The sequence below is a fragment of the Variovorax sp. 01N425 genome (assembly GCF_056399465.1).
On record NZ_JBFTRJ010000001.1, the window covers coordinates 66,925 to 87,791 of the forward strand.

At 70.3% G+C, this 20,867-nt stretch carries 20 protein-coding genes; 9 read left to right on the plus strand and 11 right to left on the minus strand.

Features of this window, described 5'->3' with window-relative positions:
* Positions 1-35: 35 nt before the first annotated feature.
* The 3 genes from AC1DSC_RS00325 to AC1DSC_RS00335 are packed head-to-tail and all read left to right on the plus strand — an operon-like array spanning position 36 to position 4,904.
* A complete protein-coding gene (locus tag AC1DSC_RS00325; protein ID WP_062362920.1) occupies positions 36-2,363 on the plus strand; it encodes an acyl-CoA dehydrogenase family protein in 2,328 nt (775 codons plus the stop codon).
* A gap of 43 nt (positions 2,364-2,406) precedes the next feature.
* On the plus strand, positions 2,407-3,393 hold the full coding sequence (locus AC1DSC_RS00330) for a Bug family tripartite tricarboxylate transporter substrate binding protein (protein ID WP_062362917.1): 987 nt from the start codon (positions 2,407-2,409) through the stop codon (positions 3,391-3,393).
* 5 nt (positions 3,394-3,398) lie between these two features.
* The gene (locus AC1DSC_RS00335; RefSeq protein ID WP_062362914.1) at positions 3,399-4,904 is read left to right on the plus strand and encodes a class I adenylate-forming enzyme family protein; all 1,506 of its coding nucleotides are present in this window, start codon (positions 3,399-3,401) and stop codon (positions 4,902-4,904) included.
* On the opposite strand, the gene AC1DSC_RS00340 is transcribed toward AC1DSC_RS00335, so the two are convergent.
* Positions 4,901-5,317, minus strand: a complete 417-nt coding sequence (locus AC1DSC_RS00340; RefSeq protein ID WP_012746464.1) for a nuclear transport factor 2 family protein — start codon at positions 5,315-5,317, stop codon at positions 4,901-4,903. The two genes, AC1DSC_RS00335 and AC1DSC_RS00340, sit on opposite strands and share 4 nt — an antisense overlap.
* A gap of 143 nt (positions 5,318-5,460) precedes the next feature.
* On the opposite strand from AC1DSC_RS00340, the gene AC1DSC_RS00345 reads away from it, so the two are divergent.
* On the plus strand, positions 5,461-5,640 hold the full coding sequence (locus AC1DSC_RS00345; protein WP_012746465.1) for a DUF3606 domain-containing protein: 180 nt from the start codon (positions 5,461-5,463) through the stop codon (positions 5,638-5,640).
* 184 nt (positions 5,641-5,824) lie between these two features.
* Positions 5,825-6,502 carry a hypothetical protein gene (locus AC1DSC_RS00350; protein ID WP_012746466.1) on the plus strand — a complete coding sequence of 226 codons (678 nt, stop codon included), beginning with the start codon at positions 5,825-5,827 and terminating at the stop codon, positions 6,500-6,502.
* Here the strand turns inward: AC1DSC_RS00350 and AC1DSC_RS00355 are convergent.
* Positions 6,448-7,695 carry a DNA topoisomerase IB gene (locus AC1DSC_RS00355; RefSeq protein ID WP_062362910.1) on the minus strand — a complete coding sequence of 416 codons (1,248 nt, stop codon included), beginning with the start codon at positions 7,693-7,695 and terminating at the stop codon, positions 6,448-6,450. The genes AC1DSC_RS00350 and AC1DSC_RS00355 overlap by 55 nt on opposite strands.
* 122 nt (positions 7,696-7,817) lie before the next feature.
* Here AC1DSC_RS00355 and AC1DSC_RS00360 point away from each other — a divergent pair, with 122 nt between their 5' ends.
* Complete coding sequence (locus tag AC1DSC_RS00360) at positions 7,818-8,891, plus strand: purine-nucleoside phosphorylase (RefSeq protein WP_062362908.1); 1,074 nt, start codon at positions 7,818-7,820, stop codon at positions 8,889-8,891.
* A 6-nt stretch (positions 8,892-8,897) separates the two neighbouring features.
* Here the strand turns inward: AC1DSC_RS00360 and AC1DSC_RS00365 are convergent, their stop codons facing one another.
* Both AC1DSC_RS00365 and AC1DSC_RS00370 read right to left on the minus strand, forming a co-directional pair.
* Positions 8,898-9,578, minus strand: a complete 681-nt coding sequence (locus tag AC1DSC_RS00365) for a TIGR02117 family protein (RefSeq protein ID WP_062362906.1) — start codon at positions 9,576-9,578, stop codon at positions 8,898-8,900.
* 13 nt (positions 9,579-9,591) lie between these two features.
* A complete protein-coding gene (locus tag AC1DSC_RS00370) occupies positions 9,592-10,842 on the minus strand; it encodes a Y-family DNA polymerase (protein ID WP_062362904.1) in 1,251 nt (416 codons plus the stop codon).
* Between the two features lie 108 nt (positions 10,843-10,950).
* On the opposite strand from AC1DSC_RS00370, the gene AC1DSC_RS00375 reads away from it, so the two are divergent.
* Positions 10,951-11,790: an RNase A-like domain-containing protein gene (locus AC1DSC_RS00375; RefSeq protein ID WP_012746471.1), complete on the plus strand. Its 840-nt coding sequence runs from the start codon at positions 10,951-10,953 to the stop codon at positions 11,788-11,790.
* Positions 11,791-11,811: 21 nt separating this feature from the next.
* On the opposite strand, the gene AC1DSC_RS00380 is transcribed toward AC1DSC_RS00375, so the two are convergent.
* From AC1DSC_RS00380 to AC1DSC_RS00390, 3 genes are all read right to left on the minus strand, one after another.
* Entirely contained in the window at positions 11,812-12,432 is a 621-nt protein-coding gene (locus tag AC1DSC_RS00380) for a hypothetical protein (RefSeq protein ID WP_062362901.1), read from the minus strand.
* Positions 12,433-12,518: 86 nt separating this feature from the next.
* A complete protein-coding gene (locus AC1DSC_RS00385) occupies positions 12,519-13,976 on the minus strand; it encodes a TRAP transporter large permease subunit (RefSeq protein WP_062362898.1) in 1,458 nt (485 codons plus the stop codon).
* 10 nt (positions 13,977-13,986) lie between these two features.
* Positions 13,987-14,511, minus strand: coding sequence for a C4-dicarboxylate ABC transporter substrate-binding protein (locus AC1DSC_RS00390; protein WP_062362895.1), 525 nt, complete (start codon positions 14,509-14,511; stop codon positions 13,987-13,989).
* A gap of 95 nt (positions 14,512-14,606) precedes the next feature.
* On the opposite strand from AC1DSC_RS00390, the gene AC1DSC_RS00395 reads away from it, so the two are divergent.
* Together AC1DSC_RS00395 and AC1DSC_RS00400 are read left to right on the plus strand one after the other, a co-directional pair.
* Positions 14,607-15,170 carry a putative glycolipid-binding domain-containing protein gene (locus AC1DSC_RS00395; protein WP_012746475.1) on the plus strand — a complete coding sequence of 188 codons (564 nt, stop codon included), beginning with the start codon at positions 14,607-14,609 and terminating at the stop codon, positions 15,168-15,170.
* Positions 15,170-16,540, plus strand: coding sequence for an alpha/beta hydrolase (locus tag AC1DSC_RS00400; protein WP_062362890.1), 1,371 nt, complete (start codon positions 15,170-15,172; stop codon positions 16,538-16,540). Before AC1DSC_RS00395 ends, AC1DSC_RS00400 begins: the two co-directional genes overlap by 1 nt.
* Positions 16,541-16,568: 28 nt before the next feature.
* On the opposite strand, the gene AC1DSC_RS00405 is transcribed toward AC1DSC_RS00400, so the two are convergent.
* From AC1DSC_RS00405 to AC1DSC_RS00420, 4 genes are all read right to left on the minus strand, one after another.
* Entirely contained in the window at positions 16,569-17,906 is a 1,338-nt protein-coding gene (locus tag AC1DSC_RS00405; RefSeq protein WP_062362887.1) for an MFS family transporter, read from the minus strand.
* A 106-nt stretch (positions 17,907-18,012) separates the two neighbouring features.
* Positions 18,013-19,170, minus strand: a complete 1,158-nt coding sequence (locus AC1DSC_RS00410; RefSeq protein WP_062362884.1) for an alpha-hydroxy acid oxidase — start codon at positions 19,168-19,170, stop codon at positions 18,013-18,015.
* 138 nt (positions 19,171-19,308) lie between these two features.
* The gene (locus tag AC1DSC_RS00415; RefSeq protein ID WP_062362881.1) at positions 19,309-20,193 is read right to left on the minus strand and encodes a LysR substrate-binding domain-containing protein; all 885 of its coding nucleotides are present in this window, start codon (positions 20,191-20,193) and stop codon (positions 19,309-19,311) included.
* A gap of 21 nt (positions 20,194-20,214) precedes the next feature.
* Positions 20,215-20,805 carry a TetR/AcrR family transcriptional regulator gene (locus AC1DSC_RS00420; RefSeq protein WP_062362879.1) on the minus strand — a complete coding sequence of 197 codons (591 nt, stop codon included), beginning with the start codon at positions 20,803-20,805 and terminating at the stop codon, positions 20,215-20,217.
* Positions 20,806-20,867: the final 62 nt, after the last annotated feature.

Genomic DNA, 20,867 nt, shown 5'->3' on the forward strand with positions numbered 1-20,867 from the left:
TGCCGCGCGGCGGGGCGTTCTGTCACGCTGCGGCGATGGACACAGAATCACTTTCCGCCGTGCGCGATGCTGCGCTCGACTACTTCGTTCGCAGCCGTTCCATCCAGCGGCGGCGCGAGCGCATGGAGCGGCCCGATGCCGACGAGGCGCAGGGCTGGAGCGCCATGGCCGAGCTGGGCTGGACCGGCATGCTGGCACCCGAATCCGCAGGCGGGCTCGGTCTGGGGCTCGCGGGCGCCGCGCAGATCCTGCGGGCCGCGGGCGAGCATGTGGCGCCCGAGCCGTTGCTGGCGGTGGCGGGCCTGAGCGCGATGCTGCTCGCGCGGCTCAAGGCTCCGGCCGCGCAGTCGCTGCTGGCGGAGCTGGTCGCGGGCCGCAGCCTGCCGGCGCTGGCCTGGCAGGAGAGCGCCGGCGACCTGAGCGCCGTGCCGCTGGCCTGCGGCTGCGAGCCGCGCGGGGGGCATGCGGGCGGCGTGCTGCTGCAGGGCGAGAAGCTCATGGTGCTGCCCGGCGCGGCCGCCAGCGGCTGGCTGGTGTCGGCGCGCGGCAGCGACGACGCGGTGCTGCTGTGGGTGCCGCGCGGCACGGCCGGCGTGAGCGAAACCCTGGTGCCGCTGGTTGACGGCAGCCAGGCTGCGAGCCTGCGCTTCGAGCAGGTGGCGCTGCCCGCGGATGCGGTGCTGGCCGAAGGCCCCGCCGCGCAGGACGCGCTACGCCACGCGCTCGCGGCCGGCCAGGTCCTGCAGGCGGCCGAACTGCTGGGCGTGGGCCAGGCGATGCTCGCGCAGACGCTGGCCTACCTGCGCACCCGTTCGCAGTTCGGCAAGCCCATCGGCAGCTTCCAGGCGCTGCAGCACCGCTGCGTGGACATGTTCATCCACCTCGAAGTGGCGCAGGCCGCGCTCGCCGAGGTGCTGGCACTGGCGGACCAGGGGCTCCCGGCCGAACGGCTCGAAGCCGAAGCCAGCCGCGTCAACGCCCGCTGCACCGCCGCGGCGCTGCAGGCCTCGCGCACGGCAGTGCAGCTGCATGGCGCCATCGGCTACACGCAGGAGTGCGAGCTGAGCCTCTACTACAAGCGCACGCTGTGCCTTTCGGCGTGGCTCGGCAACGTGGCCGCGCACCAGCGCCGGCATGCCGCGCTGGCCGACGGCGGCGAAGCGCGGGCGGGCACCGCCGCATGGGAGGGCGAGTTTCCGCGCAGCGCCGACTGGCATGCGATGCCCGAGGCCGAGTTCCGGCGCATGGTGCGCGCCTTCCTGCAGCAGCGCTATCCGCAGCAGCTGCGCTACCTGTCGCACCGCGCACGCTGGAGCGAGATCCGCGAGTGGTACCTCACGCTGTCGGCGCAGGGCTGGATCGCGCCGGCGTGGCCGGAGGTGCATGGCGGCATGGGGCTGCCGGCCGACAAGCTCATTGCATGGATCGAGGAGCTCGAGCAGCACGGCGTGGCGCGCGCGCCGGACCAGGGCATCGTGATGATCGGCCCGCTGCTGATCCAGCATGGCACGCCGGAGCAGCAGCAGCGCTTCCTGCCGCGCATCCTGAGCGGCGAGCATGTGTGGTGCCAGGGCTATTCGGAGCCCAACGCCGGCTCCGACCTGGCGGGCCTTCGCACCGAGGCCGTGGCGGGGCGCGATGCCGAGGGCGATCACTTCATCGTCAATGGCCAGAAGATCTGGACCACGCTCGCGCAGGATGCCAACCACATCTTCATGCTGGTGCGCACCGACAAGGCCGCGCGCAAGCAGGAGGGCATCAGCTTCCTGCTGTGCGACTTGCGCACGCCGGGCATCACGGTGCGGCCCATCCACACGCTCTCGGGCGAGCCCGAGTTCTGCGAGGTGTTCTTCGACAACGTGCGCGTGCCGGCCGAAAACCTCGTGGGCAAGCTGCATGGCGGCTGGACGATTGCCAAGGCGCTGCTGGGCTTCGAGCGCATCTTCCTGGGCAGCCCCAAGCAGTCGCAGTACGCGCTGGGACAGCTTGCGCGGTTGGCGCAGGCGCGGCGCCTATTTGCAGACCCGGTGTTCGCGCAGCGCTTTGCCGCACTGCGGCTCGACGTGCTCGACCTGTCGGCCGCATACACGGGCTTTGCCGACATCGTGCGCGCGGGCCAGCCGCTGCCGGCATCGGTGTCGTTGCTCAAGATATGGGCCAGCGAAACCTACCACCGCATCGGCGCGCTGCTGGTCGAGGCCGGCGAAGAGCAGGGCGCCGTCGCGGGCGACCAGCTGCTCGACGGGCAGAGCTTCAACGTGCTGTCGCCGCTCATCGGCTCCACCGCCGCAATGATCTACGGCGGCACCAACGAGATCCAGCGCAACATCCTTGCGCGGCAGGTGCTGGACCTGCCGGCCTGATCGATGCGAGCCGCCGAAGAAATACACACCAGGAGACAACGCCATGACATCGACTCACTTCTCGCGCCGCCACCTCATGGCCGCGATGGCAGGCAGCGCGGCGCTGTCTGCACTGCCGCATCGCGCCTTCGCGCAGCAGCCCCTGCCGCCGCTCATCAAGCTGGTGGTCGGCTATTCGGCCGGCGGTCCGGTGGACGGCGCGGCGCGCCTGCTCGCGCCCGCGCTGAGCCAGGAGCTCGGCACGCAGGTCATCGTCGACAACCGGCCCGGCGCCAGCGGCTCGGTGGGTGGCGACGCAGTGGCCAAGGCCGCACCCGACGGCGCGCTGCTGTTCTTCGGCGCGAGCCCGACCATCACCATCAATCCGAACGTCCAGCGCAAGATGGCCTTCGATCCGATGAAGGACCTGACGCCCATCGCGCCGCTGGTCGACTACACCAACGTGCTCGTGGTCAACAAGGACCTGCCGGTGCGCAGCGTGGCCGAGCTGCTGGCCTATGCGAAGGCGCACCCGGGCAAGGTGTTCTACGGCTCGGCCGGTATCGGCGCGTCGAACCACCTGAGCGGCGCGCTGCTCGAGAAGATGACCGGCGTGCAGCTCACGCACGTGCCCTACAAGGGCAGCGCACCCGCGTTGGCCGATGTGATGGGCGGCACCGTGACCATGATGTTCGACATCATCGCCACCTCGCGGCCCTTCATCCAGTCGGGCAAGATCCGCGCGCTGGCCGTCACCTCGCGCCAGCGCAACCGCATGCTGCCCGAGGTGCCGACCATGATCGAGTCGGGTGTGGCCGGCTACGACGTGGGCGGCTGGTTCGGCCTCTACGGTCCGGCGCGCATGGACGCGGCGCTGGTCGCGCGCCTGAACGCCGCCGCGCACAAGGCGCTGGCGCGTGAGGATGTCGCCCATCGGCTGCGCGAGCAGGGCTACGAGGTCTGGAGCGGCGGCGCGGAGCTGCTCGCGGCCAAGGGCCAGGCCGACCGCAGGCTCTGGGCCACCGCAGCGCAGGGCATCGAGGCGGAATGAGCGAAATGCCGGCACCCACGCGGATCCACGAGCTGCTCGAAGCACGCGCATTGCAGTCACCGGGCGCGGCCTTTCTCTTCGAGCCATCGGGCACCGTGTCGTACGGCGCGCTGCAGGCCATGGCCGAGGCGGCCGCGCAGGACCTCTTGGCCGCCGGCGTGCGGCCGACCGACCGCGTGCTGCTGGTGGCCGAGAACTGCGCCGCGCACATCGCGCTCATCATGGCGTGCAGCCGCATCGGCGCATGGTCGTGCGGGGTCAACGCGCGCATGTCGCCCGGCGAGGTCGCGGCCATTGCCGACCGCGCCGATGCGCGGCTATGCTGCTTCACGAGCGATGCTTCGGACGCCGCGCGCCAGCATGCGCAGCGCGCCGGCGCGGTGCCCTCGGCGCTGCCGGGCGTGATGCGCTCGGCCGTGCGCGCCGAGGCCAGCCCGGAGGCCGACTCCGCGCTGGCGGACACTGCGGCCATCATCTTCACTTCAGGCACCTCGGGCACGCCGAAGGGCGTGATGGTGTCGCACCGCGGGCTGCTGCATTTCGGCCGCGTGTCGGCCGGCGTGCGATCGCTGGGCGCGCACGACCGGGTCTACGCCTTCCTGCCGATGACGCACATCTTCGGCATCGGCACGGTGCTCATGGCCGCGCTCACGGGCGGCGCCGCGCTGGTGCTGCGCGCGAGCTTCTCGCCGGCCGACATGCTGCATGCGCTCGCGCATGAAGAGGTGTCCAACTTGCTCGGGCCGCCCACGATGTACGCGCGGCTGCTGGCGCACGTCGAGGCCGGGCACGGCGCGCCGCGCTTTCCGGCGCTTCGCTATGTCTACACCGGCTCGGCGCCGCTCGATCCAGCGCTCAAGCAGCGCGTGGAGGCGCTGTTCGGCCAGCCGCTGCACTATGGCTATGGCCTGTCGGAGTACGCGGGCTCGGTGTTCCTCACGCGCGTGGAGGCACCGCGCGCGGACACCGCCGCGGGCCATGGGGTCGAGGGCGGCGAGGCGCGCATCGTCGGACCTGACGGCCAGGACCTGGCGCCGGGCGAGACCGGCGAGATCTGGCTGCGCGGGCCCGGCCTCATGCTGGGCTACTTCCGCGATGCGGCGGCCACGGCGCAGGTCATGCGACCCGGCGGCTGGTATGCGAGCGGCGACCTCGGGCGCCTCGATGCGGACGGTGCGCTGTTCGTGGTCGGCCGGCTCAAGGAAATGATCATCCGCTCGGGCTTCAACGTCTATCCGGCGGAGATCGAGGCGGTGATCGGCCGCTTTGCGGGCGTGCACCTTTGCGCGGTGGTGGGCGTGCCCGAGGCCGACGGCAACGAGCGCATCGTCGCCTTCGTCGAGATGAAGCCCGGCGCCGTGCTCGATGAACCGGCGCTGCGCGCCTACCTCGCGGAGCACCTGTCGCCCTACAAGCGGCCCGCGCGCATCGAGACCATCGACGCCATGCCGACCACGGCCAACGGCAAGCTGCTCAAGCGCGAGCTGCAGGCGCGCGCCGCCCGGCCCTAGCCGAAGATGCAGGCGCGGCCCTTCTGCGTGTCCATGTACTCGCGCACGCGGGCGATGCGCCCATCGCGCAGTTCGAAGATGAAGCAGTAGTCGTTGTCGTACCGGCGGCCGTTCGCGAGCGTGGCCTGCAGGCGCAGCTCGACGATCACGGTATCGCCCTCGCAATAGCGGCTGCGGAAATCGACCGCGACGTCGGAGACGAAGAGCGCCGGAAATCTCTCGGCCAGGAAATGAACGATGGCGTCCGGGCCGATCATGTGGTCGGGCGCATCGAGTGCCAGCGCGGTGGCGTTGCCGCGTGGCGCCAGCCATTCGGCATCCTCGGTGAACCAGGATGCGATGCGTTGGGGGTCGCGGCTTGCGAAAGCCTTCCATGCGTCGGCGATGGTGCGCTTGTTCTGTTCGGAGTTCATGCCCTGACCATAGGCGCGGCCCGCGGCGCCCGCACGCCGGTTTCGGACATTTCCTGCAAGGAGCCGCGCCGCCGTCCGCCAGTGCCGCGCCGCAGGGGCGCGCATCGTCCCTGCATCGACATACGAAACACAGGAAGCACGCCATGGCAGACGACCCGAACAAGCGCGGCCCGCAGGACCGGACCCGCATCAATGTCAACGAGCCGCACGAGGTGCGCTATTGGACCGAGACGCTGGGCGTGACCGAGGCGCAGCTGCGTTCGGCCGTGGCCGCCGCGGGCGTCGAGGTGAAGGACGTGCGGGTCTACCTCGGCAAACCCTAGGCGGGTGGCGAAAGCGTAGGTACGCTCCTACACCCGCTGCGGGGGGCGGGACCGATACTTTGGCTTTCCTTCGCTTCAGGACGCGCAAAGTGAACGAGCCGAATGCCGAACCCCGCACCAGCAGCAGTGGTCCGCGGGCCTGCCACCCCCTCACCGAGGCGAAGCCTTCGGCTCTCCGCGCCCAATGAAGGCCTCGCCCGGAGCCCGAAGCTGGATCGCCGCCGGCGTACGCCACGAACTGCTCACCCGCGCCTTGCCGGCACTGCGCCACGACATGGCGGCGCCGGTGTCGGTGATCCGCATGGCGCTGCTCATGCTCAAGCGCCAGATCGGCGCGCCGGTCATCGATGCACCGGTCTGCGAGGAGCGTGTGGCGCTGATCGACAACCAGGTGTCCGAACTCGTCGAGGGCATCCGCTCGCTGCGCGACTGGGAGCTGGCCACGACGGATGACGGCATCACGCGCAGCGCGCTGGTGGCGCAGTGCGTGGGCCTGATGCGCGCAGCCTTCGACATGCACGGCGTCGAGCTGGCTGTCGATGCCGCGCTCGAACCGCGCGAGGGCGAAACGCGCTGGCCCCAGGGCGCCGCGCTGCGCTACCTGGTGCTTGGCGGCCTCGGATACCTGCACGACGGCGCATCCGAAGCCGGCGCGATCCGCATCGAGGCCGATGGCGGCAACGCGCTTCGCCTCAGCGCCTTGCCGCGCGAATCGGCCGGTGCCAGCCCGGTGCTCGACGCGCACCGCGCCCCGCGTGCGCTGGCCATCGACGCGATTGCGCTCCAGAGCCTGGCGGAAGACCTGGGCTACACCGTGGCGCTCGAGCGCGACAGCGTGCGCTTTCCGCTCGCGCCGGGCTGAGGCCTTCGTCGTTCTTCTCCGGCCTTGCGCCGGCCGTTGGCGCTGCGTGCCTCGCGTTGCTGGCGCGCCTGGCCTTGCCGATGCATCCGCAGGAAGGCGAGCAGCCGCTGTTCGGCGGCGTGCAGCCCGCGCGTCTTGCGCGCCGCGGTACGGGCCGACATCTTTCGCAGCAGTTCGGCCGCGGGGTCTTCCTCGTCGCCCGCCAGCGCGCTGCCCAGCGCCAGCACGGCCGGGTGCACGTAGGCCTTCTTGCAGACCGCGGGCGTGTTGCCCAGCTGCCTGGCCACGGCGGCCAGTATTTCCTTGGCGCTGTAGCGCGTGCCGTCGGCGGCCGTGCGCCCCGGTTCGCAGGCCAGCCGCGTGAGCTCCAGCGCCTGCACCGTGCCGTGCCAGGTGCGGAAGTCCTTTGCGGTGAAGCGCTCGCCGGGCGAGGCTTCGGCGATGTAGCCGTTGACGTCGGTGGACGAGACGCTGCGCAGCTCCCCGTCTTCGTCCTGGTACTGGAACAGCGCCTGGCCGGGCAGCTGCTGGCATTGGCGCACCACCCTGGCCACGCGCGGATCGTCGAGCCGGGCTTCATGCATCACGCCGCTCTTGCCCCTGAAGCGCAGCCGCAGCGCCGCGCCCTGCACGGCCGCGTGCCGGTTGCGCAGCGTGGTGAGGCCGAAGGAGCCGTTGCTGCTGGCGTATTCCTCGTTGCCCACGCGCAGCAGCGTGGTGTCGAGCAGCCGCACCAGGGCTGCCAGCACCTGCTGGCGACCGGGCGCCTTGGCCGTTGCCGCGCCTTCCTGCAGGTCGCGTGCGACGCGGGCGCGGATGCGCGGCAGCGCGAGCCCGAAGGCCTCGAGGCGCTCGAACTTGGTCTCGTCCTTGAAAAGCCGCCAGTCGGGGTGGTAGCGGTACTGCTTGCGGCCGCGGGCATCGATGCCGGTGGCCTGGAGGTGGCCATTGGGCAGCGGGCAGATCCACACCTGCGTGTAGGCCGGCGGAATGGCCAGCATGCGGATGCGGGAGAGCTCGTCCGCGTCGCGCACCCAGCGGCCCTGCGCGTCGCGGTAGCGGAAGTGCTCGCCGTGCTTCAGTCGCCGGATGCCCGGCATGTCGGGGTTCACGTAGACCAGGCCGTTGGCAATGGGCGCGGCCGTCGGCGAGGGCCTGGAGGGCGGGGCGGTCGATCTGGAGCGGGCCGGCATGGGGTTTGCGTGGTGACGGTACCCAGCGCTTGTGCCTGCACCGACAATCGCCGCCTGTAGGACGCCGCAATCGCCGCTGGTGCGATGGAGGCGCTTTGTTCTTTTCCTGGAGTCCCAAAGAAATGATGTTCTTCCATCGGCCGTTCCCGTCTTCCTGCGTGCGCTGGCTCTCGGCCTGCGGCGCGGCGCTGCTCGTTGCGGCCTGCGCTTCCCCAACTTCGCCGACTTCGCCGGTATCGGCTGCACGCCCAGCTGCTGCTGCTGCCGCGCCCGTCAAGGTGAAGGTCTTCGTCGCGGCCATGTTCGAGATCGGCCAGAACACCGGCGACCGGGCCGGCGAGTTCCAGCACTGGTACGAGCGCTACTGGAAGGGCGCCGCGCCCATGGCGGTGCCCGGCGCATTGCAGCCGGTGTACTGCAATGCCGACGGCGTGTGCGGCGCGGTGCTCGGCATGGGCAAGGTCAACTCGTCGTCGTCGATGCAGGCCATCCTGCTGAACCCGCAGTTCGACTTCTCGCAGGCTTACTACGTGATTTCCGGCGTGGCCGGCACGCCGCCGGCGCGCGGCACCATCGGCGAGGTGAGCTGGGCCACCTGGCTCGTGGACTACGACCTCGGCCACCGCTGGGCGCCCGAGGAGAACAAGCCCGGCGAACCCACCTTCATGCCGCGCAAGGGCTACGAGGAATACCGCCGCTTCAAGCTCAACCCCGACCTCGTGGGCTGGGCCATGAAGCTCTCGTCCGACACGCCGCTCAAGGATTCGGACAGCGCGCGCAAGTACCGCCTGCGCTACCCCGATGCGGCCGCGCGGCGCGCGCCCTTCGTGGCCACCGGCACCCACATGACCGGCGACACCTTCTTCCACGGTCCCGGCATGTCGAAGCAGGCGCAATACATCGCCAGGCTCTACGGCGCCGACGACTACGTGATCACCGAAATGGAAGCCGCCGCCATCACGCTCGTGATCAAGCGCACCCATGGCACCGACCGCGTGATGAGCCTGCGCGGTGCCGTCAACTTCGACCAGGGCAGCCCGAAGGAAAGCACGCTGCAGCACCTGGACCCGGCCCCGGGCGAGACGGCGGGCGGCTTTGCCGAGACGGTGGAGAACATTGCGCTGGTGGGCACGCGCGTGGTGGACCACATCGTGGCCAACTGGCCGCAGTGGCAGGCCGGCGTGCCCAAGCCCTGAGCGGGTTCAGGGCCGCACCGGCTGCAGGTGCCACGTCACGTTGAAATCGAAGGGCGTCCAGCGGCTCACCGTGACGCCCGCCTGCCGCAGGCCGCGGCCGGTCCAGGTGTTGCAGGTCTCGAAGAGGTGGTAGCCGCCTTCGGCCTCGTAGAAGGCGTCGTCGTTGCCGTAGTGGGCGCCGGCAACGGGTGTCGCGCCGCCCGAGGCGAGCGTCGCCTGCACGTAGCCCGCGAGCTGCGCGTACTGCGCCTGCGAGAGCGGCAGGTGGAAGGCGTTGCTGCGCAATGAGGCGCGCGTGAGATAGGTCACGTGCAGCAGCGCGCGGTTGCCGCCGAGCAGGGCGCCCAATGCGCGCGAGGCCGTGAGGTCGGCCCAGGTGGGCGTGTGCAGGTAGAACTCGCGGTCGCCCCAGCCGATGGCGATGAACTCCGCATCGGGCGGCACGGCCCTGAAGTGCGCGAACGGAAAGAGCTGCTGCCAGTCGACGGTGGCCGAGCGGATCGGAAACACCAGGTCGGTGTGGATGCCGTTGCTCAGCACCCAGGCCTGGACGGCGGGCGGCGACGCGGGCGCCCGTGCATTGGCCGGCCAGAGCATCAGCGCGCAGGCCGCGCCCACGTACAGCCCCGCGGCCATCGTGAAGCCCAGCAGCGTGAATGCGATGCGCCGGAGCCAGCGTCTGATCACGGCGCCGGGTGTTTCAGAAGAGCGACGCGGTGGCCGAGGCCGCCTCCGCCGACGCGCGCGAGGCCGGGCCGACCACAGCCGGCGCCGTGGCCTCGGGACTGCCCGCCTTCGCAAGCGCGCCCACGCGCACGCCCAAAAGGCGCAGCGGCCGCTCCAGCGGCACGCGCTTCAGGCACAGCCCGCCGACCTGGCGGATGGTCTTGCCGTCGGCGGTGTGGCGCTCGATGGTCTGGTCGCGCGTGGCGATCTTGAAATCGTCGTAGCGCAGCTTGATGCCGATGGTCTTGCCCACGTAGCCCTTGCGCTGCAGGTCTTCGGCCACCTTCTCGCACAGGTGGGTGAAGATCGCGCCCAGCTCGGCGCGGTCGCGCACCGCATGCAGGTCGCGGTCGAAGGTGGTCTCGCGGCTCATCGACACGGGCTCGCTCTCGGTCACCACCGGCCGGTTGTCGCGGCCCCAGGCCACCTCGTGCATCCACGCGCCCGTGGACTTGCCGAAGTTCTGGATCAGCCAGTCGCGCTCGCGCGCCGCGAGCTGGCCCACGGTCTCGATGCCGAAGCGCTTGAGCTTCTCGTCGGCCTTGGGTCCGATGCCGTTCACCTTGCGGCAGGGCAGCGGCCAGATGCGCGTCTGCAGGTCGTCTTCGTAGACCACCGAGATGCCGTTGGGCTTGTTGAACTCGCTCGCCATCTTGGCGATGAGCTTGTTGGGCGCCACGCCGATGGAGCAGGTGAGGCCGGTGGCGTCGAGGATGGCCTTCTGGATGAGCCGCGCGAGCGATCGGCCGCCGTCGCGCTGGCCGCCGGGCACATCGGTGAAGTCGATGTAGACCTCGTCCACGCCGCGGTCTTCCATCAGCGGCGCGACCTCCCTGATGACCTGCTTGAAGGTGCGCGAGTACTTGCGGATCTCCTCGAAGTCCACCGGCAGGATGATGGCCTGCGGGCACAGCTTGGCGGCCTTCATGAGCCCCATGGCCGAGCCCACGCCGAACTGCCGCGCCGGGTAGGTGGCGGTGGTGATCACGCCGCGGCCCACGTAGTCTCTCAGCCGCGGAAAGGCCTCCACCGGGATGTCGGCCAGCGTGCCGCCCTCGGGCACGTGGCGGATCGCCTCGTCCACGCTGCGCCGCCCGCCGCCGATCACCACCGGCAGGCCCTTGAGCTGCGGATAGCGCAGCAGCTCGACCGACGCGTAGAAGGCGTCCATGTCGAGGTGGGCGATGCGGCGGATCGGGGGCGTTGGAACGGTCGGGGAGCTCACGGCATGGATTGTCTCGCGGCCGGGCGATGTTCGCCTGCCGGGCGGCCGCGTGCAAGAATGCGGCCGATTTGCAGGCTGGCCCTCCGGTGGCATGGAAAGGAATCTGGCATGGATGACGAAGTCGAAGGCATGACCATCGCGCTGACGCCGGTGCAGATGGCCGCGGTTCTGGGCGGGGAGGACGTGCCCGAATCCGCGAGCCTGAGCAACCGGCTCTGGGGCACGGTGGGGCTGGTGGGCGGCGTGGTGGAACTGGTGGGCGCCGGCATCCTGTGCGTCGCGCCCGAGCCCACGATGGTGACCAAGGCCGGCTGCGTGGTGCTGGGCGTGCACGGCTTCGACACCCTGGCGACCTCGGGCCGCCAGGTCTGGACCGGCACCCCGCAGCGCACCGCCACCGCCGTCACCGCCAGCTCGGCGGCCGAGGCGCTGGGCGCCTCGCGTGAAACGGCCGATGGCATCGGGCTTGCCGTGGACGTGGCGGTGCCGCTGGTCGTGGCTTCGGGGCTGGGCGCCGCGCGCATCGTCGCCGTGATGCGCGGCGGCCGCATCCGCTTGGTGGAGCATGAGGCCGCGGCGGGATCGCGGCTGGGCGGCCACACCATGGCGCGCCACGTCGGGCAGACCGATGCCCAGCTGCTGGCCAGGGTACGAACCGCCACCCGGCCGGGCCCGCGGGCGGTGTCCACCTTTGCCGACCTGGCCACTGCAGAACGCGCGATCACCGAGACGCTGCGCGCCAACGCCGCCGCGGTGCGCGCCTGGTCGCGCGGGGCGGCCGCGGGCAGCAAGTCGCCGGAGTTGGAGCACGTGCTGGGCTACGTGGTGGGGCGGGGCGTGCAGTTCGGCAGCACCGCCGTCAACGACCTCTCCGGCGTGCGGATCATCCTCAAGATGGAAACCTACAACGGCAAGCCGTTCTACATCCTCACGGCCTATCCGATCTGAGCCGCGCGGCGCCGCGAGCGCCTACAGGAAGGACGGGGCTTCGCCCGTCGTCCACACGTCGGCGCCGAGTTCTTCGGCCAGGCGGGCCAGCAGCCTGGCGGTGCGCTCGCGCAGCGGGGCAATGCGGGCCTGCAGGCCGGCCCGGGGCAGCGCTGCGGCCTGGACGGTCGCGTCGGAATCGGGGTCGCTTTCGCGGATGTAGAGCGTGCTGTTGCGGGCCCAGGCCTCCACCGCCCAGCCCTGGTCCTGGTCGGCATAGACCATGCCCTCGTCGTGCCCCGCCACGGCGGCAAGGAAGTGGTCCATGGAAGAGAACGTGTCGTACCAGGGGAAGGACAGGTGCACGTCCGCATCCTCGTTGTCCAGCCGCAGATCCATCCAGAAATACTGGCGCACCTGCTGGAGTTTCAGCCCGCGCTGCCGGGCCAGTGCAGCCACCCGGCCGTAGTAGGCAGCAAGCTCCGCCTCGTGCCCGATGGCCTCCGGAACGCTCACCCGCAGGCGCTCGGCGCGCGGGAATTCCGGCAGCGCGAGCGGCTCGGGCGGGCGGTCCCGCACGGGATGGAACTCGTCCCACAAATGAAATGCGATCTCGGGCTCCAGCGAGTTGATCGGCTTGGCGTCGGCGAACCAGGGTTCCACTTGCGCGCTCCTCTGAATGGTCGGGCGGACGATGTTAGCCCGAGGCGCAGCCGCGCACTCTGCGGCATGTCCGGCGCGCATTCTTCTCAGGGCGGCGGCACCATGTCACGCATGAGCTTGTCCAGCGCTTCGTCGCTCATCTGCTCGGCCGGCGCCAGCGCAGTCGGCGAAGTGCGCAGCCAGCGCGTGGTCACGGGCAGCGCCATCACCAGCGCGGCCACGGTGGCGAGCACCGCGAGGTAAGGCGCGAGCGCGCGCGCGACGGCGGCCGCAGGCGGCCGCGGCGCGACCTGGCCGCGCGCGAGCACCAGCGCATAGCCGAAGGGCGGCAGCAGGAAGCCCGCCTGCAGCACCAGCAGGGTCAGCTCGGCGATCCATGCTGCATCGTCGAGCTGTGCGAGCACGGGCGGCATCACGATGGGAACGATCAGGAAGATCAGCTCGAAGGCATCGAGCACGAAGGCGAAGGCCAGCAGAACGGCCAGCACCACGCCCAATCCCGCCATAGGGTGGCCCTGCAGCGACAGCACGAGCCGTGCAATCAGCCCGTCGGTGCCGAAGCCGCGCAGCAGCAGAGAGAAGGTGGTGGCCGCCACCAGCAGCGCATACAGCGCGCCGGTGAGCGCCATGGCATCGTCGAGCACCTGCCACAGCACCGGGCGCGTGAGCTGGCGCGACGCCAGGCCCCAGCCGAGCAGCAGCACGCCGGCCGCGGCCGCGCCTTCGACCGCGCGCACCTTGCCGAGCGTGACCAGCACCAGCAGTGTGCCGATCAGCAGGGGCACGAGCAGCAGCGTCCAGCCCTCGCGCCGGTTCAATGGCTCCCGTTGCACCGGCGGCCGCGGCTTGCGCCGTGCGCCGAACCACGCCACCGCGAGCCAGCCGGCCAGCAGGACGGCGGCGGGTACCAGTGCCGCCTGCAGGATGTCCTGCGTGTTGACGATGCGGTTCGCGGCGCCGGCGGCGGCCGTCGGGAGCCCCAGCTCGCGGGCCATGTTCGTCCCTTCGGTGTGGGCGCGCAGCATCGCGTCGCCGAGCAGCAGCAGCACGAGCGAGGGCGGCACGCTCACGCCCAGCGTACTGGTGAGGGCCACGAGTGCGGTGCGCTGGGCCGGGGGCACTCCCTCGCGCGCCCAGCCTTCGCCCGCGGTGCGCGCCAGGGTGAGCAGGCTGGCGCCGACCGAGCCGTTCATCGGTGCGAGCATCAGGCCCAGCAGCATGCCTGCGAGTTCGGGCGCGGCCCGCGGTGTGATGCGTGCGAGCACCTTGCGCAGGCCGGTGTACAGGTGCTCGGCCAGGGCCAGCCGGTTGAGCAGCGCACCGACCAGCCCATACAGTGCCAGCGCCTGCAGCAGATCGTGCTCGAGCAGGCCGACGATGCGCCAGGGCAGGTTTTGCAGCAGCGCCAGGTCGAAGGCACCGAGCGCGAGGCCCGCAACAGCGCCCAGCGAGCATACGCCGAGCAGCACGGCGTAGGTCGGCCAGCCGGTGGCCATCATCAGCACCAGGGCCAGCGCAAGCAGGGCGAGTCCGGTCCATGCCATGGCGTTGCCTTTACGACCGCCGCCGCTCGCACCAGAGGTCGAGCGCGCCCTGCACCGCCAGCAGCGCCGCGAGCAGAAGCAGCGCAACCTTGATCATGAAGTAGCCCGGATTGAAGGTGTCGGGAAAGCGTTCCAGCGCCGTCACCGCATCCGCGACCGGCACCGCGGCGCTGCAGACCAGGAACAGCGCCCAGGGCAGCACGCACAGTGCCGCGCCGGTGCGGCGCAGCCGCGCGATGCGGCTCGTGGTGTCGGCCGCGAGGTCGGGCCGCGCCACCAGGTGCGCACCGCGCCGCCCGGCATGCCGCAGCGCCACCGCCACGTAGAGCGCGAACAGCCACTGCGCGAGATCGTTGGCCTGCGTCGGCCCGCTGCCGGATCGAGTCAGGTCGCGCAGCGGCCATTGCACGAAGAGCAGCAGCGCGATCGCAATGGCCAGCGGCATCGCGGCGCGATCGATCAGGTCCAGCACGCGCAGCGATGGCGGCGCTGAAGGCGAATCGGTCGGTTCGGGATGTTCCGGCGGGAGCGTCATGTCGCGGGCAACCCTATCGCCGCAACCTGACCGCCACCTGCGGCAAAAAGGGCACGGCTTGCGCTCGGCGGCATGCCGGTGCCATCATCCGCGCCATGCAGACAGTTTCCTCCATCCTGTGGCGCAGGCTCGATGCACCGGGCCATGACGCCTGCCGGCTCGAGCGCAACGCGACCGCGTGGCAGCTCGACGGCGCCGCCGTGTTCCGCCTCGAGGACGGCCGCATCGGCCAGCTGCACTACCGCGTGCGCTGCGACCTGCACTGGCACACGCAGTGGGGCACCGTGCGCGGCTGGCTCGGCGGCAGCGCCATCGACCTGGCCATTGCCCGCGATGCGCGCGGCCACTGGAAGCTCAACGACGAGGCGGTGCCCGACCTGTCGCACTGCACCGACCTCGACCTGGGCTTCACGCCCGCCACCAACCTGCTGCAGCTGCGCCGGCTCAACCTGGCAAAGGGCGAGGGCGCCGATGCGCCGGCCGCCTGGGTCGACTTGGACGGCGGCGGCGTGCTCAGCGAGCTGATGCAGCGCTACGAGCGAACCGCGGACGACGCCTATGCCTACGAGGCCAAGCGCTTCGACTACGCGGCTACCCTGCGCGTCACGCAGGACGGCTTCGTGCGCGACTACCCGGGCCTCTGGAGCGCCGAAGCCTGATGGTCGCCACGGCATTGATGACCCACAGCAAACCACTTCTTCGCACCTTCGCCTTCGCGCTGCTCGGCACCATGGCCGCGCTGTCGGCCGAGGCCGCCGCCTGGGGCCCCAGGCCCACGGCCTGCCCGGCGCCGGTGCCCGCGCAAACGCGCTGCTACACCGGTGCCGATGGCGCCGGCGCGCTCTACTGGATTGCCATACCGCAGGCGTGGAACCGCGTGCTCGTGATGCACGCCCATGGCGGCCCCGAGACCGGCCCGCCCAGGCTCGAGCGCAGCGAGGAAGACCTGAAGCGCTGGGCCGTCACCGTGAAGGCCGGCTACGCATGGGCCGGCTCCACCTACCGCCGCGGCGGCTACGGCGTGACCATGGCCGCGGAGGACACCGAGCGTCTGCGCCGCATCTTCGTGCAGCGCTTCGGCCCACCGCGGCGCACGCTGCTGCATGGCCAGAGCTACGGCGCGGGCGTGGCCGCGAAGGCGGCCGAACTCTATGCACCGGCCGGCGATGCCAAGAGCCCGTACGACGGCCTGCTGCTCACCAGCGGCGTGCTCGGCGGCGGCAACAGCGCCTACGACTTCCGGCTCGACCTGCGCGTGGTCTACCAGTACGTGTGCCGCAACCATCCCAAGCCCGACGAGCCGCAATACCCGCTGTGGCAGGGCCTGCCGATGGACTCGAAGCTCACGCGCGCCGAGCTGGCCGCGCGCGTCAAGGAATGCACCGGCGTCGGCCTGCCCGCGGCGCAGCGCACGCCCGAGCAGGCCGCGCGGCTCAAGACCATCCTGTCGGTGGTGAAGATCCAGGAGCGCTCGCTGCTGGGGCACCTGAACTGGGCCACCTGGCTGTTCCAGGACCTGGTGCAGCAGCGCCTGGGCGGACGCAACCCCTTCGGCAACATCGGCGTGGCCTACCAGGGCTCGGCCGACGATGCGGCGCTGAATGCCGGCGTGGCGCGCTATGCGGCCGACCCGCAGGCCAAGGGCGCTCTCGCCGCCGACAGCCAGCCCACCGGCCGCACCGCGCTGCCCACCGTGGCGCTGCATGCCATCGACGACCCCACCGCTTTCGTCGAGCTCGAGAACGCCTACCGGCGCATCCGCGATGCCGCGGGCACGGGCGGCACGCTGGTGCAGAGCTTCAGTGCCGAGCGCGAGCACAGCTACCTGAGCGATTCGGAATACCCGGCGCTCTTCGAAGCCTTGATGGACTGGATCGACAAGGGCGAGAAGCCCACGCCCGCAAGCCTGGCGCAGCGCTGCGCGGCGCTGATGCCGCGCTACGGCACCGACGGCAGGAACGGCTGCCACATCAAGCCCGAATGGCAGGCGCCGGCGCTCGAAACCCGCGTGCCCGTGCGGGCTCCTTGAGCGAGGCGAGGCAGCAAGCGGCGCAGGCTCAGTGGTCGCGGTGCAGGTAGCTCGCCTGCCGCGGCAGCCGCAGGCTCACGAGGAAGGCGATCACCATCATCGCGGTCACGTACCAGAAGAAGGCCGATTCGTGGCCCAGCGACTTGAGCCCCAGCGCCACGTACTCGGCCGAGCCGCCGAAGATCGCGTTGGCCACGGCGTAGGCCAGGCCCACGCCCAGCGCGCGCACCTCGGGCGGAAACATCTCGGCCTTCACGATGCCGCTGATCGAGGTGTAGAAGCTCACGATCGCCAGCGCCGCGATGATCAGCGCGAAGGCGGCCACGGCGTTGGTGGTGTGCTGCAGTGCCGTGAGGATCGGCACCGTGGCCAGCGCGCCGAGCCCGCCGAACAGCAGCATGTTGTTGCGCCGTCCGATGCGGTCCGACAGTGCGCCGAACAGCGGCTGCATGCACATGTAGAGGAAGAGCGCGCCGGTCATCACGTAGCTGGCGGTCTTGATCGGCAGGTGCACCGTGTTCACCAGGTACTTCTGCATGTAGGTGGTGAAGGTGTAGAAGATCAGCGAGCCGCCGGCCGTGAAGCCCAGCACCGTCAGGAAGGCCGGCATGTGGTGCTTGAAGAGCCCGGTCATGCTGCCGGCCTCCTTGTTGGCCTTGGCTTCGGCGCTTTGCGTCTCGTGCAGCGTGCGCCGCAGCAGCAGCGCCACCACCGCGGCCACCGCGCCGATGACGAACGGAATGCGCCAGCCCCAGGCCTTGAGCTCGGCTTCGGTGAGCAGCTGCTCGAGCACCACGATCACCAGCACCGCCAGCAGCTGCCCGCCAATCAGCGTGACGTACTGGAACGACGAGTAGAAGCCGCGCTGCCCGCGCAGCGCGACCTCGCTCATGTAGGTGGCGGTGGTGCCGTATTCGCCGCCCACCGACAGGCCCTGGAACAGGCGGCAGACCAGCAGCAGGAACGGCGCCCAGGCACCGATCTGCGCATAGGTGGGCAGGAAGGCAATCACCAGCGAGCCGCCGCACATCATCGACACCGAGATCAGCAGCGAGGTCTTGCGCCCGACCCTGTCCGCAATGCGCCCGAACAGCCAGCCGCCGATCGGCCGCATCAGGAAGCCCGCCGCGAACACGCCGGCGGTGTTCAGCAGTTGCACCGTCGGGTCCGACTTGGGAAAGAACGACGACGCGAAATACAGCGCCGAGAAGGCATACACGTAGAAGTCGAACCACTCGACCAGGTTGCCCGACGAGGCCGCCATGATCGAGAAGACGCGGTGGCGTTTTTCTTCTGCCGTGTAGTGGGGAGGGGGTGGCGATGCGAGGGCCGATGAGCTCCCCGGATTGGAAGTGGCTGCGCTCATGATGCGTTGTGCCGCCCGTGCAGGCGATGTTGTTGGAAGCAACATTTTCTGCACCCGCGCATATGTGCGCTGTCAGCCAGCGCCGCAAGCCTGATGCCCGAGGGGTTTAGAAGCTGCCCGGCAGCAGGATGCTCGAATCCACCTTTTCGATGTCGGTGCGTCCGCAAAAGGCCATGGTGATGTCGAGTTCCTTGTGGATGATCTGCAGCGCGCGCGTCACGCCGGCCTGGCCATGGGCACCCAGGCCGTAGAGAAAGCTGCGGCCGATCAGCGTGCCGCGGGCGCCGAGTGCGCGCGCCTTGAGCACGTCCTGGCCGCTGCGGATGCCGCCGTCCATCCACACCTCGATCTCGCGGCCCACGGCATCGACGATGGCGGGCAGTGCCGCGATGGAAGAGGGCGCGCCGTCGAGCTGGCGCCCGCCGTGGTTGGAGACGATGAGAGCGTCGGCGCCGCTCGCGGCGGCCAGGCGCGCGTCTTCCACGTCCATGATGCCCTTGAGGATCAGCTTGCCGCCCCAGCGCTTCTTGATCCATTCGACGTCGGCCCAGCTGAGCGCGGGGTCGAACTGCTCGGCCGTCCAGGACGACAGCGACGACAGGTCCTTCACGCCCTTGGCATGGCCCGCGATGTTGCCGAAGGTGCGGCGCCTGGTGCCGAGCATGCCCAGGCACCAGTGCGGCTTGGTCGCCAGGTTGATCATGTTGGCGAGGGTCGGCTTGGGCGGCGTCGACAGGCCGTTCTTGATGTCCTTGTGGCGCTGGCCGAGGATCTGCAGGTCGAGCGTGAGCTGCAGCGCAGACACGTTCGCGGCCCGGGCTCGCTCGATCAGGCGCTCGATGAAGTCGCGGTCCTTCATCACGTAGAGCTGGAACCAGAACGGATGCCGGCCGGTGTGCTCGGCAATGTCCTCGAGCGAGCAGATGCTCATGGTCGAGAGCGTGAACGGAATGCCGAAGGCCTTGGCCGCGCGCGCGCCCAGGATCTCGCCGTCGGCATGCTGCATGCCCGTGAGGCCGGTGGGCGCAATGGCCACGGGCATCGCAACGTCCTGCCCGATCATGGTGGAGCGCGTGGAGCGGCCCTCCATGTTCACGGCCACGCGCTGGCGCAGCTTGATCTTCTGGAAGTCGCTCTCGTTGGCGCGGTAGGTGCTTTCGGTCCACGCGCCGGAATCGGCGTAGTCGTAGAACATCTTCGGCACACGCCGCTTGGCGATCACCCGCAGGTCTTCGATGCAGGTGATCTTGGAAAGGTCGGCCACGGGGGAGTCTCCTGGGTAGTCTCTGTTGTTCGATCGCGCGAGCGGGGATTATGGACACGCTCCGCCGCGGGCCGAGTGTGGCGTCCGGATGGGACCCCGATCTGAAAAATACCCGGGCCGGACCTGAAAAGAATTCAGTCAGTCCCGCAGCGCCTGCCGCAGCCATTCGACGAAGGTCGCGCACTCCCAGCGCTCCATCGCCCCCGGCCGCCAGCACAGGAAGTAGGCGTTGGGCGAGGGCACGCTCTCTGCCGAAAGCCGCACGAGGCGCCCGTTCTCCAGCCAGGCGCTGCCGAGCTTCAGGTGCATCAGCACCACGCCGAAGTCTTCGGCCGCGGCATCGAGCGCCAGGCCCAGGTCGTTGAACTGGTGGCCCGTGGCCGGCTCCGGCAGGCCGATGCCGCGGGCCTTGAACCAGGTGCGCCACGACTCGAGCGGCGTGCGCAGCAGCTGCACGCGCGAGGCCTCGGCATCGGTCGCAAAGCCGTCGAACGGCCCGTGGCGCTGCAGGTACGCCGGGCTGCAGGCGGGCGCGACGTCATCGGCCAGCAATTGGCAGAACTCGCGGTCGTGAAAAGGCCCGGTGCCGAAGCGCAGTTCCAGGTCGGCCTCTTCGGCCGTCATGTTGCGCACCGGCATGGTCACCTGCAGCATCAGCTCGATGTTCGGATAGGCATCGCGAAACCGCGCGAGCCGGGGCAGCAGCATCTGGCGGGAGAAGGTGGGCGTCACTGCCACGCGCAGCCGGCGCACCTGCGATGCGGGCTCGCGGCCGGGCACCCGCTGCAGCGCCGCAATGGCCTCGCGCACGCGGGCCAGGTAGGCCATGCCGTCGGCGCTCAGGCCGAAGTCGTTGCCTGTGAAAAGCCTGAGTTCGAGCAGCGTCTCGAGCTGGCGGATGCGGTGGCTCACCGCGCTGGGCGTGACGCTGAGCTCTTCCGCTGCGAGGTTCACGCTGCGCAGGCGCGCCACGGCCTCGAAGGCCTGCAGGCCCTGCGTGGAGGGAAGTCGCGTCGATGCCATGGGTGTTTTCCGGGAGCGATCTTATCGATGCAGCGTGGCGGCCAGTGCCTCGAGCAGGCGCCGCAGGTCGTCGACGGCTTCGCGCGCCAGCGCGGCGCCGCCCATCTGCGCTTTGACGATGGCACCGTCGACACCCAGCGCCGCGGCCTGGGCGAGCGCCATGCGCGCGGGCAAGGCCGCGGGCAGCAGGCCGGCAATGACTTCCACCATCTCGCGCTTGTGTTCGCGCGCGCGCTCGGCGGCGCCCTCCACGCTGCCGCCCACCTCGGCCACCGCGTTGATGAAGGCGCAGCCGCGAAAGGCCGCGTCGGCGAACCATTCGGCCATCGCGTCGGCGAGCAGCAGCAGGGCCCCGGCATTGCCGGCGCGTTCGTGCGCGCCGCGGCGCCCCAGTGCATCGACGAACCATGCCATCCATCGTGCATGCCGGTGATCGAGAAAGGCGCGCACCAGGTCGTCCTTCGATGGGAAGTGCCGGTAGAAGGTGACCTTGGTGACGCCCGATGCGGCAATGACGCGGTCGATGCCGGTGGCGCGGATGCCGTCGGCATAGAAGAGGTCGTGCGCGGTGAGCAGGATGCGTTCGCGCGCGGGCAGTGCGGAGATGTCCATGGCGCGATTGTAGGCATGTAGACAGGTCTGTCTACGTGTGGCACATTGCGGGCCTTCGCCAT